Raw genomic sequence first — 16954 nt, 5'->3', positions numbered from 1 at the left:
AAAAAGCCCGCTCGGCGAAAGCCAATACGGGGGAACGGCGACGAATGCCTGTCGGGTGACCTCATCGGCCACGCGCCGGAGCGCCGAACTTTCCGGTGGATCTACGGGCGTCCTCATATGCTTCCCGCAACGCGGCAGACCGCCGGTCGGAACGCAACAAGCGAAGGACTGAGTTTCACGCATCGGCCGGAAAACCACACCGGCGGTGACGCTGATCTCTCAGACCCCCGACTACCGATCTCATTCCACCGCTTTTTCAAGCAGGCGGCGAATCGGTTGGACGCTCTCAAGTACCGAGAGCAAGGATTCGGGCTCCGATCTCTTATTACTTGCGTGAAGTCACATATGCAAGGTGATCAAATAGGCCGTCGATCAATTCCTCGCAATGTGAAGCGTCTCCCATTAAATGCAGCGTGACGCAGGAATGTTTAACCAAATGCGCTTAGTTACTGTCGGGTGAATGGCCTCCGATCCGGGGGGAGACATCTCGTCCGGAGAGGGGAGTTGCCATCCTGTCCGTCTGTGGCAGTTTGGGCCGATCATGGGATCGTGGGAGCGATCATTTGACGACCGTCGCAAACCGCTTTGCAGTCTTTTTTCGTGTCGTCACGGTGGCGGTGATGACGCTCGTCTGCCTGACGGCTGGCGTGCTCGCCGAGGGCGCGCCTGTGGCAACCGATGGCCGCGTCGTTGGTGATGACAGCCGCACCCGCTTCGTGCTGGATATCTCCGGTGAGGTCGACCTCAGTGCCTTCACGCTCGGCGAACCTTACCGCGTCGTCATCGACTTGCCCGAGGTCGACTTTCACCTGCCACCAGGGACTGGTTCCACCGGCCGGGGCCTCGTTGCCGATTGGCGCTACGGTCAGTTCGCGGCCGGGCGATCGCGCATCGTGCTCGACGTCACTGGTCCGGTGAAGATCGATAAGGCGTTCGTGTTGCCCGCGGTCGAAAACCAGCCGGCCCGCCTGGTACTCGACCTTCTCAAGACCACGACCGCTGCGTTCGAGGAGGACTTGAGAAAAAGCCAGCTCGCACGTGACAGCGCCAATGAAGCGCCGGTGCAGAAGGCCGACCAGTTGCCACCGCCCGACCGCAGCAAACGGGAGAAGCCGCTGATCGTCATCGATCCCGGCCACGGTGGTGTCGACTCCGGCACCGTCTCGTCGTCGGGCGTCATGGAAAAGGACATTGTCCTGGCCTTTGCCATGAAGCTGCAAGAACGCCTCGAACAGACTGGAAAGGTGGCCGTGCTGCTCACACGCAGCGATGACACCTTCCTGCCGCTCGCCTCGCGGGTGCAGTTCGGGCGCGACCACGCAGCCGACCTGTTCCTTTCGGTTCACGCCGATTCCGAGCACGAGGGTTCGGTGCGAGGCGCCACGGTCTACACGTTGTCCGACAAGGCATCCGACCAGGAAGCGGCGGCGCTGGCTGCCAAGGAAAATGCCTCCGACCTCATCGCCGGTCTCGACCTGCAGAAGGAAGCCGACGGCGTGACCGACATTCTGGTCGATCTCACCCGGCGGGAAACGCGCAACTTCTCCGCCGCATTTGCCAACGGGCTGGTCGGCGATCTTGCGTCCACGACGCGGATGATCAAGAATCCGCGTCGATCGGCTGGATTCCAAGTGTTACGTGCCCATGATGTTCCCTCGGTGCTCGTGGAGATCGGCTACCTTTCCAACGATCAGGACGAAAAGTTGCTGACCTCCGACGAATGGCGCTCGCGCGTTGCCGACGCTACCACGCAGGCGGTACTGCGTTTCTTCGGTCAGAAATACGCCTACCTCGGCAAATAGCCACTGCTGGCTGACTGTTGCGGCCAAGCAACGCCACGGCCCCGCCTTCGCCACAAAGAGCGGCGAACGTCCGGCCTCACGGAAACATTCGCATTCTGCGGCGTTTTAAGGTATCGGCTGCCCCAAAAGCCGACGTACGAGCAGTCAGGCGTGCCGGGTTTCGACCCACCGCCAAGGCGGGTGGTAAAGTCGGTTCGGCCGGTGTCGACGGGAATGATGGACGGGACATGATCTTCGTAAGATTTTTCGGCTGGGTTTTCTCGATCACGGCGTTGCTGTTCCTGGTGGTAGCCAGCGGCGTGGCCGTCTATATCCATTCCCTCAGCACCGATCTGCCCGACACCAACCAGTTGCGCAATTACCAGCCGCCGGTGGTTACACGCATCCATGCCGCCGACGGTGAACTCGCCTCTGAATACGCTCACGAGCGGCGGCTGTTCCTGCCGATCCAAATGATTCCCGATCGGGTCAAGCAGGCGTTCATTTCCGCCGAGGACAAAGACTTCTACACCCATCCCGGCATCGACCTTCTGAGTCTCGCCGGCGCGGCCGTCAAAAATCTGGACACGCTCGTCTCCGGCTCCAAGAAGCGCATGGTTGGCGCCTCGACCATTACCCAGCAGGTCGCCAAGGTCTTTCTGCTCACCAATGAGCGCACAATCGACCGCAAGCTGCGCGAGGCGCTGCTGACGCTGAAGATCGAGCAGACGTATACCAAGGACCAGATCCTGGAACTGTATCTCAATGAGATCTATCTGGGTTTCCGATCTTATGGCGTCGCCGCCGCTTCGCTCGCTTATTTCGACAAGCCGCTGTCCGACCTGAAACTCGAGGAGGTGGCCTATCTGGCCGCGCTTCCCAAGGGGCCGGAAAATTACAATCCCTACCGCAGCCGGCAGGCGGCGGTCGAACGCCGCAATTATGTCATTCAACAGATGGTCGCCAATGGTTACGCGACGCGCGAGGAGGGCGACGCGGCCATGAAAGCGCCGCTTGTCATCGCCGAGCGCAATCAGTCGGCCAAGGTGTTTGCTTCCGACTATTTTGTCGAGGAGGTACGCCGGACCTTGCTGACGATGTACGGCGAGAAAGGGCTTTACGAGGGCGGGTTGTCGGTCCGCACCACGCTCGATCCAAAAATGCAGGTGATCGCTCGCGGTGTCCTTCAACGTGCGCTTTTGCGTTACGATGAGGCGCATGGCTGGCGCGGAGCGAAGAAGCAGATCGACGTGACTGGCGATTGGGGCATTCCACTTGCCGCAGAAGCGGCACTGTCGGACGTGCCTGAATGGAACCTTGCCGTGGTGCTCGGCTTTGACGGTGATGCTGCCCGGATCGGCCTTCAGCCGTCGAAGGGCCCCACCGGCAATGTCAATGGCGAGCGTGTCGAAGGCGTCATCACTCTCGATCAGCTGAAATGGGCAAAATGGGACAGCGGCCCGAAGCGGGGTGCACCCGTGAAAGCCGCCTCGGATGTGCTTTCGGTTGGCGACGTGATCTATGTCGAGAAGACCGGTAATGCCGTCGGCACGCTCGAGGCCTATCGGCTCCGGCAGTTTCCGGCCATTTCCGGCGCGCTGGTGGCCATGGACTCCAACACGGGCCGTGTCCGCGCCATGGTTGGCGGTTTTTCCTTCGCGGAAAGCGAATTCAACAGGGCGACGCAGGCGATGCGCCAGCCGGGGTCGTCGTTCAAGCCCTTTGTTTACTCCGCGGCGCTCGACAACGGCTATACGCCGGCTTCGGTGATCATGGACGCGCCGATCGAGATCGACCAGGGCGCGGGCCTCGGCATGTGGCGGCCGCAAAACTATGGCGGTGGCTATATCGGTCCGGCGACGCTCCGCACAGGCATCGAACAGTCGCGCAACCTGATGACGGTGCGCCTTGCCCAGGACATGGGCATGCCGCTCGTCGCCGAATACGCACGTCGCTTCGGTATCTACGACAACATGCAGCCGGTGCTCGCCATGTCGCTTGGTGCCGGCGAGACGACGGTGATGCGCCTCGTTAACGCCTATGCCATCATTGCCAACGGCGGCCGCCGCGTACAGCCGACTCTGATCGACCGCGTCCAGGATCGCTTTGGACGGACGGTCTACAAGCATGATCAGCGGGTCTGCGAAGGCTGTAACGCCGACGATTGGAAGGGCCAGGACGAGCCTCAACTGGTTGATGAGCGCGAGCAGGTGCTCGACCCGATGACCGCCTATCAGATCACCTCGATGATGGAAGGCGTCGTCCAGCGCGGCACGGCCACCGTGATCAAGAGCCTCAATCGTCCCATCGCCGGCAAGACCGGTACCACCAATGACGAGAAGGACGCCTGGTTCGTCGGCTTCACGCCTGAACTGACCGTCGGAATCTTCCTCGGCTTCGACACGCCCAAGCCCATGGGGCATGGATCAACCGGCGGCTTGATCGCCGCTCCGGTTTTCCGCGATTTCATGGGCCAAGCGCTGGTCGGTCAGCCGCCACAGGAATTCAAGGTTCCCGACGGCATGACGCTCATCCCGATCAATCGCAAAACCGGCATGCGCGCCTACGAGGGCGAGAGCGCCATCATTGAGGCGTTCAAGCCGGGCACCGGTCCGTCCGACGTCTATTCCGTGATCGGTGGCGACGGCGTGGCCTGGGGTGTCCCCACCCAAGTTAATCCCGAGGCCGACAAGGCAGCAGTGAGTGGTACCGGCGGTCTCTATTGACGGCCGGATTTTAGGCCACCATGTGTGAAGGCGAACCCGAAAGTCGCCTAAGTGTTTCTCGGCGCATAATGCTACCGCGCGAAGCTGGTTCTTTGACGGCGGAGCGGGGCGGAATAGGCAGCCGATGGGTTTACATCCGCAGCGTCCATTCATATGGTCCGCCGCGCCCGTGATCGACGACGGGTGCCCGCCGATGGCTATCGCCACGGTGACAACTCAACCTTACGACTGGAGCTCACGTCCATGCGAGCCGAAATCGAGGCCATCGTCGACGAGATCAAGCAGGGTATGGCCCTGCTGAGGAGGCATCTTTGACTGGGATGCCTCCCAGCAGCGCATGGCCGAGCTGAACGGTTTCGTCGAAGATCCGACCCTGTGGAACGATCCTGAGCGCGCGCAAAAGATCATGCGCGAGCGGACCGATCTCGAAAGCCGAATCAATGGGTATCTCAAGCTCGATCGCGATCTCAAGGATAGCGTCGAGTTGATCGAACTTGGCGAGATGGAAGACGACGCTACCGTTGTCGCCGACGCCGAGAACACCCTGCGCGGCCTCAAGGACGAGATTGCCCGCCAGCAGGTGGAATCGATGCTGTCCGGCGAGGCCGACTCCAACGACACCTATATCGAGGTGAACTCGGGCGCCGGTGGCACCGAGAGCCAAGACTGGACCAATATGCTCCTGCGCATGTACACGCGCTGGGCCGAGCAGCATGGCCACAAGGTCGAACTGCTCGAAGTCCACGATGGCGAGGAGGCTGGCATCAAGAGTGCGACGGTGCTCATAAAGGGCCACAACGCCTATGGCTGGCTAAAGACCGAGTCTGGCGTTCACAGGCTGGTGCGCATTTCGCCTTTCGACAGCCAAGCAAGACGGCATACATCGTTTTCGTCCGTCTGGGTCTATCCTGTGGTCGACGACAAGATTGAGATCGAGATCAACGAGAGCGATTGCCGCATCGACACCTACCGCGCTCAGGGCGCCGGCGGTCAGCACATCAACACCACCGATTCGGCGGTGCGCATTACTCACCGCCCGTCGGGAATCGTCGTCTCCTGCCAAGCCGAGAGATCGCAACACAAGAACCGCGCCACGGCCTGGAACATGCTACGTGCCCGCCTCTACGAGGCTGAGCTGAAGAAGCGCGAGGAGAAGGCCAACGCCGAGAATGCCGGCAAGACCGACATCGGCTGGGGGCACCAGATCCGTTCCTACGTCCTGCAGCCCTACCAGTTGGTCAAGGATCTGCGGACCGGTGTCGAGAGCACCGCGCCGTCGGACGTTCTCAACGGCGACCTCGATCCCTTTATGGAGGCGGCGCTCGCTCAACGCGCCTTTGGCAAGCAGCCGGCCGAGATTTCGGATATCGACTGAGCAGACGCTTAAGTCGAACGAGAAAAGGCGGGGTGCCGAGCACCCCGCCTTTTCAGTATCACGGGTGATTATCTTCGCGGAGCCATGCCCCGCTACGCGGCGACCGACAGGCCCTCAAGGCAGAAGACTCGCCAGCCGGTTCCCTGCGTTGATGTAATTGACCGGATTGAGCGGCACACCGTTGATGCGGGTCTCGTAGTGCAGATGTGGACCGGTTGAGCGGCCGGTGGAACCCACCTCACCGATAACGGTATCGCGTGTCACGCGGTCTCCAACCTGGGCAATGATGCGAGACATGTGGCCGTAGCGGGTCGTGACGCCGTTGCCGTGGTCGACCTCAACCATATTGCCATAGCCTCCCGACCAGCCGGCCACCGTGACGACACCGGGTGCTGTGGGCCGAATGTCGGTGCCTGTGGGCGAGCGGAAGTCGATACCGGCGTGAAATGCCAGCGAACCGAGAAATGGATCGCGACGCGACCCGAAATTGGACGTCATGTCGCCGCCGGGCATGGGGCGGATAAGCGGCAGACGGGCCGCTTCGGCTTTGACCAGCTCAATGCGGCTGAAAGCCATATCGGCTTCCTGCATGGCGGAGGAAAGAGCCTGTGCGCCTCCTATGGGGATGTAGGGGCCACCGACGGCGTCTTGCAAATCCGCCGAAGCTTCCGGCACATTCACTCTCAAACCGGCGTCGGCAATGACCCCCACAGCTGCGTCGACGCGTGAATTGGCAGCGTCAGCGATGGCCTCTACCGCCTTCGCCTGCTCGGAGTCGACGGCGGCGAGATGACTGGAGATTGCTTTTAAATCCGGCTTGCCGTCTGAGGTGCGCAGGTCGACCTTGGCTACGTCGGCCTTTGGCGACGTCGAAGTTAGCGCATCGAACTGACGGTCTACCAGACTGGCGCTGCCGTCATCGGCATACGCATTGATGGAGCCGGTCATGTCGGTTGAGTCGAGAGCCGCATGTTTTTCGGCGGGGACCGCTGCGTTGTGGCCGTCGATGAGGCCGATGCTGCGTGCCTTGTCGATCAGTTCGCCGACTGCTCGTTGCCGGTCCGCGATGCCCTGCTGGGCCGACATGATCTTCTCGACCTTTTCGTCCATCGCGACGCTGTCGAGAATCTGCCGGCTGGAGATGCGATCGATTTCCGAGCGAAGACGGGCGATGCGGTCCTCATAGGCCTGCTGCATGTTGGCGTTGCGCTCGCGAACCAAGTCGAACAGGTCGTCACGAAATACCAGATAGGTCGTCGCCGCGAGAAAGCCGAGTGATACCGCCAGAAAGAGGGTGAGACCGCCGAACAGGGCCAGCGGGCTAAAGGTGTACGTACGGGTATTGTCCCGGCTGATGATGACGATACGTCTCGCCGAACTCTGGCTGCAATATCGATCTGCGGCTTGCGGTCTCATCATCAACGCGACGCTCCAAGGGGGCACTGGCCGCATCACCGACATGCGGTAGGCGGAGCCCCGTTGAGCGCGATTAGAAACTGTTAGGGTTAATGAAGGCTTGAAGCGCATCCACGACAGCGTGTGCGCGGCTCGTTCAGAGTGCCTTGACCGCCGCCAACACGTCTTCGGCGTGGCCTTCAACCTTGACCTTAGGCCAAGCTCTCGCCACCGTTCCATCGGCCGCGATCAGGAAGGTAGAGCGGATAATACCGAAATACTTTTTGCCGTAGAGCGACTTTTCACCCCAGGCTCCGTAGCTTTCCGCCACCTTGTGTTCCGGATCGGAGCCGAACGCCACCGTCAGCTTATGCTTGACGCGGAACTTGCCGTGCTTCTCCACCGTATCCGGCGAGATTCCGATTACCGTCGCTCCCGCCTTTTCGAATTCGTCCGCCAGACAGGAAAAACCAATTGCCTCACGGGTGCAGCCCGATGTGTCGTCCTTGGGATAAAAATAAACGACGATCGGCCGGCCCCGCAGAGCGGCGAGCGAAACCTCGCCCTGGTCGGTCGGCAGGGTAAAGTCGGGGGCAGGGGATCCAACAGCAACAGTGGTCATCGGGCGGTCTCCGGCTTTTAAGTTGTCTTTATCCTCCGGTTGACGCCTCGGAGCAATAGGCCGCCGACGTGCTCGCCATCAGGGAACGGACGCGGGAGCGTTCCCTAATCAACAGATATCCGTGCTGGTCGGCGAGTGTTTTAGGCTCGGCCGTGAGCGCCTCGCATGAACGGCTCGGTTCACTCAGCATGACGATACGACATTTCCGGGCGGACAAAGGCAAAGGAGCCTTTTGCGGCAGGATATTCCCACCAAAAATTGTACTTTTCAAATTACAGGATATAAGTAATTATATCGGTGTTTTTTAAAACAAGTCGCAGTTTTGAGCTTTTTTGCGCGAGATTTCCCCTCGCACCCTCCATCCTTTTTAAGGAGGACGCAATCGTGATTGTGCCATTGAAACAAGGGTTTACCACCCACTTGGAATTTGAGGGTATGCCTCCCATTCCCGTCGTCTGTCGCGTCAAGGCCGGCTTCCGAAGCGACGGAAGCCTCTCTGTTGAGGGGGAGGCCGATGTCGCCGGAGACTTCACCTACATGATTGGTGTTTGCGGACGTATCAGCATGGGTGCTGGCCGTCGTAAAGTCGGGGTTCGGATTGCTGCTGCCGATGCCGAGCACGGCGTGGTCCGCTTCCTGATCCGGGATCCGGTACTCGACGCTGTTGCCTAGAAGGCGGCAGCCAGTCAGGTCGTTTCAATATTCTCCAAAGCAAACGGGGCGCCGAAGCGCCCCGCTTTTCATGAACGATAGTGAAGCTATCAGGCGATCTTGGGGTCGAGTTCGCCCGAAGCGTAACGCTTGGCCATGTCGGCGAGCGGAATCACCTTGATCTTCGAGCCGTTACCGGCGGCGCCGAATTCCTCATAGCGCTGCTTGCAGACCTTCTGCATGGCGGCCATGGCGGGCTTCATGAAGGAGCGCGGGTCGAACTCGGCCGGCTTCTCCGCAAAGAACTTGCGGATGGCACCGGTGATCGCCATGCGGCAGTCGGTGTCGATGTTGACCTTGCGCACACCGTGCTTGATGCCGTTGACGATCTCTTCGACCGGAACGCCGAAGGTCTGGGGCATCTTGCCGCCGTAGGCGTTGATGACGTCGAGAAGGTCCTGCGGAACCGACGACGAGCCGTGCATGACGAGGTGCACGTTCGGCATACGCTCGTGGATCTCCTTGATGCGGTAGATGGCGAGCACGTCGCCGTCCGGCTTGCGGGAGAACTTGTAGGCGCCGTGGCTGGTGCCCATGGCGATGGCCAGGGCGTCGACCTTGGTGCGCTTGACGAACTTCACGGCTTCGTCCGGGTCTGTCAGCAGCTGTTCCTTGCTGAGCACGCCCTCGGCGCCGTGGCCGTCTTCCTTGTCGCCCTTACCGGTCTCGAGCGAGCCGAGCACGCCGAGCTCACCTTCGGTCGAGGCGCCAACCAGATGCGCCAGCTCGGCCACGCGGCCGGTGACGTTAGCATTATAGTCGAAGTCAGCCGGGGTCTTGCCGTCAGCCTTGAGCGAGCCGTCCATCATAACCGACGAGAAGCCATTGGTGATGGCCGAAAGGCAGGTGCCCTCCGAGTTGCCGTGATCCTGGTGCATGCAGACCGGGACATCCGGGTAGAGCTCGATGGCAGCCTTGATCAGATGGCTGAGCACGATGTCATTGGCGAACGCGCGAGCACCGCGGCTGGCCTGCATGATCACCGGGCTATCGGTCTCCTTGGCCGCGGCCATGACGGACAGCATCTGTTCCATGTTGTTGATGTTGAAGGCAGGCATGCCGTAGCCGTGTTCGGCGGCATGATCGAGCAACTGCCGCAGTGAAACCAGCGCCATAAGGGAACTCCTTCGCGAATTCTTCTGTGATCCCGAGCCCTTCCCGCCTATCAAACGCGACCGGCGAAACAGACTGGCTCATATCTACGACTTTAGCACAATTTACCAGAGGCGAGTTCGGTCAAGGCCGTCGGTTGCGCCAAAAAATCGTGAACGCAATTGATAGTTCGTCTGAATATTCGTGTTTTCCTCGTTGGGCAAATTACAGCCCAAGAGATCAGCTGGCAAGCACTGCCACGTCGACCCGGCGGGCCAGTTGCCGCACATCGTCGGGCGAAGGAAGGTTCGGCCCGATTCGACCGAGTTTGGCTGTTGCAAACGCCACCGCCCGGCGAGCCAGCGCCTCTAGCCCCAGGTTATCGGCGACCGAAGAGGCTATGCCGGCCACCATGGCATCGCCCGCGCCCACCGTCGATAGTGCGTTGACCACCGGTAGGCGGGCCGAAAGCGCGGTGGTGCCCCGCAGGAAGATTGCCCCTTGTTCACCGCGCGAGACGGCGACCAATTCGATACCGAGTGCCTGGATATCCCGGGCCGCGGTGACGATATCGGCCACCTCCTTGAGCGGCCGACCGACCCACGACTCCAATTCCAACCGGTTGGGCTTGACGGCAAACGGCAGGTTGCCACTCGGAGCGGCGAGCGAGGCCGCGAGCGGCGCGCCGGAGGTGTCGAGCACGACGCGACAACGCAGAAGGCTGAGATCGGCGGTGAGCCTCGCCCAAACGCTGGCCGGCTGACCCAACGGCAGCGACCCGGCAAGTACGACCAACGCGCCGTCGACCACTTCGCTCCGCAGCACGTCGAGCACCATGTCATAGGTCTCGTCGTCGAAGGTGAGGCCGGGCAGGTTGATATCCGTCGTCGTGCCGGTAACGATATCGGCGATCTTGATATTGGTGCGGGTATCGCCAGCCGTGCGGACGAAGCGATCCTGGATACCCTTGTCTTTGAAGAAGTCGGTGAAGGTGGCATCGTTGCCACGACCGAGCACGCCGGTCGCCACGACCGGAATGCCCCAGTCGGCGATGCATCCGGCAACATTGATGCCCTTGCCGCCGACATTCGATTGCGCAGCGCGGGCGCGATGGACCTTGCCCGGCGTTAGGTCATCAAGCGTGACGGTGAGGTCGATCGCTGGATTGAGCGTAACGGTGATGATGGGCGAGGTCATAGTCGGCTCCAAAGCGAAAACGTCTCTAGCGTCTTTAATATAGCGGTTTCGCAGGATGGCGCCGTTTCGGCAAGCCCCTCCGCAAGGAAAGGGCGGCTACCGGCTCAGTGCTCGACGTGCAGGCACTTGTGGTGATCGCCCAACACCTCGATCACTCGGCACTCGCCGACGCAACGATGCCCGCAACCACCAACCATTGCTTCCAACTCATCCTTGAGCGCCATCAGGCTCTCGATGCGAGCATTGACCTCGGCCAGCTTGTCACGTGCGATACTGTCGGCTTCCGCGCAGGGTTGGTTCGGATTGTCCTGAAGCGTCAACAACGTTCGAATGGCATCGATCTCAAAGCCGAGATCGCGCGCGTGGCGAATGAATGAAAGACGCTTGAGATCTGGCGCACCGTAGAGGCGACGGTTGCTCTCGCTGCGCGGCGGCGTCGGCAACAAACCGATCTGCTCGTAATAGCGGATCGTCGGTACCTTGACTTGGCTTCGCCGGGAGATTTCGCCAATCGGCATATCCGTCATTTTACGTACTTGCTCCTCTAGCGACTGGAGGATGCAGCCTTAGGGCAGCAAAATCAAGAAGAGCAGCATTCAAGGATTCGCGATGGGCGATATAGCATTAAAAACCCGCTTCAAGGTTGATGGCATGGATTGCGCTGCTTGCGCTGCCCGCGTTGAAGGAGTCGTGGCGAGGCTTGGCGGAGTCGAGGACGTGTCCGTTTCCGTGATGACGGGTTCAATGGTCGTCCACCACGACAAGACCGTCGATCTCGCCGCGCTCGAAAACGCGGTGAGCCGTCTCGGTTACGGCATCAACGCCGAGCGTTCGGAACGCCGCGCCGAACAACACGCCGAAGAAGAGCATGAATGCGACTGCTGCGGCCATGGCGAATCCGGACATGCCGAGCATGCCCATCACGACCATGATCACCATGGCCACGACCATGCGCATGAAGAACATGACCACGCCGAACATGACCACGCTGGTTCGAGCCATTCCGGCCACGATCATGCAGGCCACGTCCACGCCGAGATCGAAGGGGCCTGGTGGAAGTCTCCAGCGGGTTTGCATACGATCGGCGTAGGTCTGGGTATCGTTGCCGCCTATGCGTTCGGCCGGCTTGTACCTGAAGCGGAACGCTGGCTGTTTCTTGCCGTGATGCTTGTCGGCTTGGCACCGATCGCTCTGCGCGCCCTGCGCTTGGCACAGGCCTGGGAGCTGTTCAGTATCGAGACCTTGATGACCATAGCCGCGGTCGGCGCTGTGTTCCTCAATGCCGGCGAGGAAGCGGCGGCCGTGGTGTTCTTCTTCCTGGTCGGCGAATTGTTGGAAGGCCTCGCTGCCCGGAGAGCTCGGTCTTCGATCAAGGCGCTGGCTGGCCTTGTGCCAGAAACGGCGCATCTTGTCGCCGGCGGTACCACGCGCGAGGTTGCCGCCTCGGCACTGGTGGTTGGCAATGAGGTACTGGTTCGCCCCGGCGACCGCGTGCCGTGCGACGGCTTGGTGGTTGCCGGAACTAGCTCTATCGACGAATCCATGGTGACCGGCGAAAGCGTGCCTGTGACGCGCGGCGAGGGCGCCTCCGTCTATGCCGGCACGATCAATGGCGACGGTGTGCTTACCGTTCGCGTCACGGCTCCGGCCGCCGACAACACCATTGCACGCATCGTTCGGCTGGTCACCGAGGCTCAGGAAACCCGCGCTCCCGTCGAGCGCTTCGTCAACCGCTTCGCCAGATACTACACACCGGCAGTGGTAGCCATTGCCGCCGCCGTCGCGGTGCTGCCGCCGCTCTTTGATGGTGATTGGCACGGTTGGATCTACAAGGGGCTTGCCGTCTTGCTCATTGGCTGCCCTTGCGCGTTGGTTATTTCCACGCCGGCCGCCATCGCCGCGTCATTGGCCTGCGGCGCGCGCACCGGACTGCTGATCAAGGGGGGATCGGTGCTCGAGCGTCTGCGCGACATAACCGCCGTTGCCTTCGACAAGACCGGCACGCTGACCGAAGGCATGCCGAAGGTCACTGATGTCGAGAGCTTCGGGGCTGATCGCGATACTGTGCTGCGGTTTGCCGCCTCGCTCGAGGCGTCCTCCAGTCATCCACTGGCCAAGGCTATTCTTGCGGCTGCCGATGGGGCAATCCTCTCACCCGTCGAAGACGGCAGGGCTGTTCCGGGCAAAGGTGTCATTGGCCGTGTCGATGGGCGTGAGTTGTTCTTTGGTTCGGCCGACGCGGCTGCCGAGCGGGCGCAGCCATCGGCCGAGGTGCTCGCCACCGTCGAGCGTCTCGCCGCCGAAGGCAAGACGATCTGCCTTTTGTTGGCGGATGGCGCCGCTCTCGGTCTTGTCGCTCTTCGCGACGCGCCGCGTCCGGATGCCGTTGCCGCCGTTGCCGACCTACGGCGTCGTGGCATCGCTACCGTGATGCTGACCGGCGACAACCCACGCGCTGCCGCCGCCGTTGGCCGCGAACTCGGCATTGATGACGTGCGGGCCGGTCTTCTGCCGGCCGACAAGCAAGCCGCCATCAAGGCGCTGCAGGACAAAGGGTTGATCGTTGCCAAGATAGGGGATGGCATTAACGATGCCCCCGCGCTCGCCACTGCCGACATCGGCATTGCTATGGGCGGAGGCACCGACGTTGCGTTGGAAGCGGCGGACGCTGCCTTGCTCTACGGCCGGGTTGGCGACGTCGCGGCGCTGATCGATCTCTCCCGTCGGACGATGGCCAATATCCGGCAGAACATCACCATTGCGCTCGGGTTGAAAGCCTTCTTCCTCGTGACGACGGTGCTTGGCATCACCGGCCTCTGGCCGGCCATCCTTGCCGACACCGGCGCAACCGTGCTGGTGACCGCCAACGCGCTACGTCTGTTGCGCACCAACCGATAGCGCACCGTTCGCGCCGGCTGGAACGAAGCTTGCTCGGCGGACGGCATGTCTGTCCGCCGGAGACGCTTATGAACCGCCGCGCGTTCCTCTTCGGGACGATTACGAGCCTTGCCATGCCGGCGGTGGCCCGTTCCGGCACGCTCGGCCTCGCCGAACTGCGCGGCAGCCTGACAGCGCCCGAGGCGCGGCCGATCGTTCGCCGGACAGGCGATCGCAGCATGGAACTGCAGGCCGCCATCAACCGGGCTGCCAGAGCCGGCAGGCCACTTTACATTCCCGCCGGTCGTTACGAGGTCTCCAACATCCACCTGCCGGATCGCACTCGCCTTGTCGGCGTGCCGGGCGAAACGCGGCTCGTCTATTCGGGCGGTGGCCGGCTCCTCTATTCGGAAGATGCGCACACCTTGTCGTTGGACGGCTTGGCGCTCGACGGGGCCAACCGGACACTGTCCGACGAGGACGACGGGCTCTTGTCACTCGCCTTCGTCGAGGACCTCGATATCTCCCGCCTCCTCGTGCAGGGCAGTGTCGGCCACGGCATCGCGCTGACCCGAGTGGGAGGCAGCCTTCGCGATTGCCGCGTTTCCGGCGCCGGTGGCGTTGGGATTGTGTCGACCGAGGGGAGGGCGCTTGCCATCGCAGGCAACGCAGTGAGTGATTGCGCGCGCGGCGGCATCCATCTCCGGCGCTGGACGGCGGGAGATGATGGTTCGACGCTGCGCGACAACCGCATAGATCGGGTGGGCGGGGGAGGTATCCGCCTATCCTCCGCCGGTAACGTTCGAATCTCGGACAACGATCTCCGTGCCATCGAAGGAGTGGGCATCGTCGCCGATGCCGGTTCGGTGGGGGCCGCGGTCAGCGGCAACACGATTGATGGCGCCGGGCTCGGCATCGCGCTGCTTGGCGGCAACGGCGACCGCCTGTCCCTAGTCGAGGGCAATACCGTGCGCAACATCGCCGGCGATACGGCGTTGACGGCGGTCGGCGGTCGGTCGGGCGGCGTTGGCATTCATGTTGAGACACCGGGATCGGTGACTGGCAATATCGTTGAAGCCGCGCCGCATCTCGGTCTGTCGCTCGGCTGGGGGGCGACGCTCGGTAGCGTCGTCGCATCCGGAAATGTCGTCAGGCGGACCGGGGTCGGCATCGGCGTGTCGGTGTTGGCACCGCCCGAGCAGGCAACCATCGTTACCGGCAATCTCCTGGTCGAAGTGCCGGGCGGCGCGGTGCGCGGCATGCGGTTTGCCGAGTTCGCAACCGATGACCTCACGCGGATCGGCGCCGCGGCCTGGCCCGGTCTCACGGTTGGGGAAAACCGCGTGGCCTGAGCGTGCACAGGCTGGGGAACAGCTGTGGAGAAGCTGTTCATGATCCTGGAACAAGCTGTGCGCCAGGCGGTGGAAAACCGGTGCGAATGCCTTTGATAACCGCCAGAAGAGCCTGTGGATATCCTGTGGCCTTCATGTGGACGGCTTCCGTCCCACCCGGGAGAGCACGATCACCGGCAGGATGCCGATGAGCACAATGGCCAGTGCCGCCAGCGAGGCTTCCTCATAGGTACCACGTGCCGCTTCGCCATAGAGGTGCGTGGCGAAGGTCTCGAAGTTGAGCGGCCTCAGGAGCAATGTCGCCGGCAATTCCTTGATGCAGTCGACGAACACCAACAGCGCGCCGGCTGCCAGAGAGGCGCGCGTCAGCGGCAAGTGCACGGCGTAAAGCGTATCCCCTGCCGAGCGGCCGAGCGTGCGCGCTGCGTCGTCGAGTGATTTTGGTATCCGAGCAAGTCCGGCGTCGGCGCTGCCGGCGGTGATCGCCAGGAAACGCACCATGTAGGCGTAAATCAGCGCCGCGCCCGAACCGATGAACAGAAGCCCTGTCGACAGGCCGAGCCATTGCCGAACCGCACCGTCGATGGTGCGATCGAGCGGTGCCACCACCAGCAGCACGCCGAGAGCGACGACGGTGCCCGGCATGGCGTAGCCGATCGTTGACAGCCTGAAGATCAACGGACCGGCCCGCCCCGACGACAGTCGCAGTGCGTAGGCGGCGACGACGCCTAACACCAGGGTAAGCAAAGTGGCGCCTCCGGCATAGAGCAGGGTGTCGCGCGCCTCGCCAATGAGCCGGTCGGAGAGGCCTGCGAAGCGCCATCGCGTCCACGCCTCTTCAATGAGGTGGATGGCCGGGATCAGAAAGCCGAACGTCACCGGTAAGGCGCCGAGCGCGAAGAGGCCGATCCCTCTGAGACCGCCGCACCGCTCTGGTCGCAACGTTCGTCCGCGTGAGCCAGAGACATAGCCTTGTCGGCGCCGCGCCCATCGCTCGAGGGAGATCAGCATGACGACGATCGAGAGCAGCAGCAACGCGATTTGGGTGGCGCCGGCCAGATCGTTCTGCGTTATCCAGGTGGTGTAGATCGACACTGTCAGCGTGCGCACGCCGAGGAATTGCGAGGCGCCAACGTCGTTGAGCGCCTCCATCAGCACGAGGCTGACGCCAACGGCGATCGCCGGTCGGGCAAGCGGTAGCGCTACGCGCCAGAACAGTCTCCGGTGCGGTGTGCCGAGCATGCGGGCCGCATCGAACAGGTTTGCCGACTGGGTCAGGAACATCGCCCGCGTCGTGAGATAGACGTAAGGGTAGAGGACCAGGGAAAATAGCAGCACGCAGCCGGGCAGCGAGCGAACGTCAGGTAAGCGGAACTCGCGCGGGCTTGCATAGCCCAGGACCCAGCGGACGGCGCCCTGGAAGCCGCCGGTTGGATGCAGGATATCGAGATAGGCGTAGGCGACGATGTAGGTCGGCACTGCAAGCGGCAACAACAGCGCCCATTCGAGAATGCCGCGTCCTGGGAAGTCGTGGGCCGTCACCAGCCAGGCGAGCGCCACCCCCAGTAGGCCTGCGATCAGCCCGACACCGACGAGCAAGGCCAAAGTCTCGGCCAGCGCCCTCGGCAAAATGGTGCTGGCAAGGTGGAGCCACAAGCCGGGCGAGCCGCCAACCGCCTGCGAGCCGAGGGCCAACACAGGCAGGCCGACGAGCACGGCAATGACGGCGGCGGCAAAGCGCCAGCCAGGGCGACGCCGGGAAGGCGCTGCCTTCAATGAAATAGCGGTTTCGGCAAGCAAAGCCATCGGCAGGGAAAATGCGGGAC

12 protein-coding genes are annotated in these 16954 nt (G+C 62.2%); 6 read left to right on the top strand and 6 right to left on the bottom strand.

Annotated elements, in window-relative coordinates; translation table 11 throughout:
* Positions 1-563 precede the first annotated feature (563 nt).
* The 3 genes from AB6N07_RS17615 to prfB all read left to right on the top strand — a co-directional run bounded on the left by AB6N07_RS17615 (position 564) and on the right by prfB (position 5882).
* Positions 564-1802 (top strand): N-acetylmuramoyl-L-alanine amidase, encoded by a 1239-nt coding sequence (locus AB6N07_RS17615; protein ID WP_370674367.1) that lies wholly within the window; start codon positions 564-566, stop codon positions 1800-1802.
* A 227-nt stretch (positions 1803-2029) separates the two neighbouring features.
* A complete protein-coding gene (locus AB6N07_RS17610; RefSeq protein ID WP_370674366.1) occupies positions 2030-4507 on the top strand; it encodes a penicillin-binding protein 1A in 2478 nt (825 codons plus the stop codon).
* A gap of 243 nt (positions 4508-4750) precedes the next feature.
* Positions 4751-5882 (top strand): peptide chain release factor 2 gene (prfB, locus tag AB6N07_RS17605; protein ID WP_370674365.1). Its coding sequence is split into 2 segments (ribosomal slippage): positions 4751-4819 and positions 4821-5882, totalling 1131 coding nucleotides; the frame shifts between segments, so codons are not numbered across the junction.
* 114 nt (positions 5883-5996) lie between these two features.
* Here the strand turns inward: prfB and AB6N07_RS17600 are convergent.
* Entirely contained in the window at positions 5997-7409 is a 1413-nt protein-coding gene (locus AB6N07_RS17600) for a peptidoglycan DD-metalloendopeptidase family protein (protein ID WP_370674364.1), read from the bottom strand.
* A gap of 25 nt (positions 7410-7434) precedes the next feature.
* Positions 7435-7899: a peroxiredoxin gene (locus tag AB6N07_RS17595; protein ID WP_370674363.1), complete on the bottom strand. Its 465-nt coding sequence runs from the start codon at positions 7897-7899 to the stop codon at positions 7435-7437.
* Positions 7900-8334: 435 nt separating this feature from the next.
* Between AB6N07_RS17595 and AB6N07_RS17590 the strand changes: the two genes are divergently transcribed.
* Positions 8335-8571 (top strand): hypothetical protein, encoded by a 237-nt coding sequence (locus tag AB6N07_RS17590; RefSeq protein ID WP_370674362.1) that lies wholly within the window; start codon positions 8335-8337, stop codon positions 8569-8571.
* Between the two features lie 89 nt (positions 8572-8660).
* Here AB6N07_RS17590 and fba read toward each other — a convergent pair whose 3' ends face one another.
* The 3 genes from fba to AB6N07_RS17575 form a co-directional block, all read right to left on the bottom strand.
* A complete protein-coding gene (gene fba / locus AB6N07_RS17585; RefSeq protein ID WP_370674361.1) occupies positions 8661-9725 on the bottom strand; it encodes a class II fructose-bisphosphate aldolase in 1065 nt (354 codons plus the stop codon).
* 217 nt (positions 9726-9942) lie between these two features.
* Entirely contained in the window at positions 9943-10899 is a 957-nt protein-coding gene (gene pfkB / locus AB6N07_RS17580; protein ID WP_370674360.1) for a 1-phosphofructokinase, read from the bottom strand.
* Between the two features lie 104 nt (positions 10900-11003).
* The gene (locus AB6N07_RS17575) at positions 11004-11426 is read right to left on the bottom strand and encodes a helix-turn-helix domain-containing protein (RefSeq protein ID WP_370674359.1); all 423 of its coding nucleotides are present in this window, start codon (positions 11424-11426) and stop codon (positions 11004-11006) included.
* 82 nt (positions 11427-11508) lie between these two features.
* Here AB6N07_RS17575 and AB6N07_RS17570 point away from each other — a divergent pair, with 82 nt between their 5' ends.
* Both AB6N07_RS17570 and AB6N07_RS17565 read left to right on the top strand, forming a co-directional pair.
* Complete coding sequence (locus AB6N07_RS17570) at positions 11509-13797, top strand: heavy metal translocating P-type ATPase (protein ID WP_370674358.1); 2289 nt, start codon at positions 11509-11511, stop codon at positions 13795-13797.
* Positions 13798-13865: 68 nt separating this feature from the next.
* Positions 13866-15128 carry a TIGR03808 family TAT-translocated repetitive protein gene (locus tag AB6N07_RS17565; RefSeq protein WP_370674357.1) on the top strand — a complete coding sequence of 421 codons (1263 nt, stop codon included), beginning with the start codon at positions 13866-13868 and terminating at the stop codon, positions 15126-15128.
* Positions 15129-15260: 132 nt separating this feature from the next.
* Here the strand turns inward: AB6N07_RS17565 and AB6N07_RS17560 are convergent, their stop codons facing one another.
* Positions 15261-16934: an ABC transporter permease gene (locus AB6N07_RS17560; protein ID WP_370674356.1), complete on the bottom strand. Its 1674-nt coding sequence runs from the start codon at positions 16932-16934 to the stop codon at positions 15261-15263.
* Between the last annotated feature and the right edge of the window lie 20 nt (positions 16935-16954).

Source organism: Pleomorphomonas sp. PLEO, assembly GCF_041320595.1.
GTDB lineage: Bacteria > Pseudomonadota > Alphaproteobacteria > Rhizobiales > Pleomorphomonadaceae > Pleomorphomonas.
The sequence above is the reverse complement of the archived record's forward strand: the minus strand, read 5'-3'. Positions and strand labels throughout refer to the sequence as shown.

Coding starts and splice junctions, on each gene's coding strand:
- AB6N07_RS17610 (WP_370674366.1), top strand. CDS start 2,030: ATGATCTTCGTAAGATTTTTCGGCTGGGTTTTCTCGATCACGGCGTTG.
- AB6N07_RS17600 (WP_370674364.1), bottom strand. CDS start 7,409: ATGCGCTTCAAGCCTTCATTAACCCTAACAGTTTCTAATCGCGCTCAA.
- AB6N07_RS17595 (WP_370674363.1), bottom strand. CDS start 7,899: ATGACCACTGTTGCTGTTGGATCCCCTGCCCCCGACTTTACCCTGCCG.
- AB6N07_RS17590 (WP_370674362.1), top strand. CDS start 8,335: ATGCCTCCCATTCCCGTCGTCTGTCGCGTCAAGGCCGGCTTCCGAAGC.
- fba (WP_370674361.1), bottom strand. CDS start 9,725: ATGGCGCTGGTTTCACTGCGGCAGTTGCTCGATCATGCCGCCGAACAC.
- pfkB (WP_370674360.1), bottom strand. CDS start 10,899: ATGACCTCGCCCATCATCACCGTTACGCTCAATCCAGCGATCGACCTC.
- AB6N07_RS17575 (WP_370674359.1), bottom strand. CDS start 11,426: ATGACGGATATGCCGATTGGCGAAATCTCCCGGCGAAGCCAAGTCAAG.
- AB6N07_RS17570 (WP_370674358.1), top strand. CDS start 11,509: ATGGGCGATATAGCATTAAAAACCCGCTTCAAGGTTGATGGCATGGAT.
- AB6N07_RS17565 (WP_370674357.1), top strand. CDS start 13,866: ATGAACCGCCGCGCGTTCCTCTTCGGGACGATTACGAGCCTTGCCATG.
- AB6N07_RS17560 (WP_370674356.1), bottom strand. CDS start 16,934: ATGGCTTTGCTTGCCGAAACCGCTATTTCATTGAAGGCAGCGCCTTCC.